At 65.4% G+C, this 1402-nt stretch carries 1 protein-coding gene; it reads left to right on the forward strand.

Annotated elements, in window-relative coordinates; all coding sequences use genetic code 11:
- Nucleotides 1-155: 155 nt before the first annotated feature.
- The coding region (locus ACH65_RS20365; protein ID WP_161805632.1) for a phospholipase effector Tle1 domain-containing protein at nucleotides 156-1402 on the forward strand (1247 nt) is incomplete at its 3' end.

The raw sequence follows: 1402 nt of genomic DNA on the forward strand, positions 1-1402 counted from the left end.
GGCATCCTGCTCGAGGTCAATGACAAGACAGTGAACGTCTACACGAAGACTCTCATTCCGACACGAACGGAACAAATCCCTGGCAACAAGAACAGCGATTTCCGGGACGATTTGCTCCTGGTCTGGACGCAGACCTATCAATAAGGGGGAGTGGCATGGCTGACAGGGAAGATCGGCTGGACCCGGACGGCATCCGTCACGACGGCGTCTCCTTCTATCCAGCAGACGCGCAACGGCTACAGAGTTACATGCGAGCGGGCCAGGAACTTTCGCAGTTTCAGGTGCCAGTGCTGATCCATGAAGGCAATCCACACGAACGCCTGTTTGTGGCGTGCTTCGATGGCACGGGCAATGATGAGAACAAAGATCCCGAGCACAAAACCAACGTAGCCAAGATCAACGATCAAATCAGAAGCAACCATAATCCGAACATTGAGGCACGCTATGTGGCCGGTCCAGGCACGCAGAACGCATGGCTGGCCCGCACCGTCGATGGGGCGACGGGAGGGACCTACGACGCCCGCATCGAACAGATGTACAAGCTGTTCATCGACAAAGCGAAGGAGTGGCATCGGCAAGACCCGCAGGCGGAGATCCGGGTCGTTGCGACCGGCTTCAGCCGCGGCGCAGAGCAAGCCGCCGGCTTCGCTCGACTCGTGCAGGAACGCGGCATCCAAGACCGAGCGGGCGCTGCCTACACGAAAGACGCCGACGGCTTCATCACCCACGTCGACTACACCAAACCACCCCTCGTCACCCCCGGCCAAGTCGCCCAGGCCGAGGCGCTGTTCGACCCGGTCGGCACCGGCCACCCCTACGCGCACGACCGCCGGCCGCCGCCTTCGGTGATCTCCGGCTTCCAGGTCATGGCCGAGGACGAGCGGCGCGCGAAGTTCAAGTCCGACCACATCATCGACCCCGGCCTCTCGCCCGACGGGCGCTTCCTCGGCGTGGCCGTGGCCGGCGCGCACTCGGACGTGGGCGGCAGCTACCACCGCGACGGGCTCGCCGTGCGCAGCGACAACCTGATGATCGACTACCTCAACGCGCTGAGCGACAAGCCGTTCCTGGCGCGCAGCCCCGAGCCCGACGACCCGCGCCTCAACGTGGTGCACCGCTCGGAGGAAGGCATGCTGCTCTACCGGCTCGACAACAAGGTCGACCGGCAACAGCCGGAGGGCTACAACGAGCGCCTGGTGCCGAGGGCGTCGCACCTGTTCGGCCTCGTCCACCGGGAGCGCCCCGGCGTGGCCGATCCCTACAACGCCGAGCCGCGCGACGAGGCGCTGAGCCAGCAGTTCGAGCGGCAAACGGTGCAGACGGGCCCGAACCCGCCGCCGCCGATCGCCGACGCCCCGGCACGGGCGGCCGCCCCCGGCCGTTCGCTCGACGAGGCGTTCGA

It is taken from the genome of Frateuria defendens (assembly GCF_001182895.1).
GTDB lineage: Bacteria > Pseudomonadota > Gammaproteobacteria > Xanthomonadales > Rhodanobacteraceae > Frateuria_B > Frateuria_B defendens.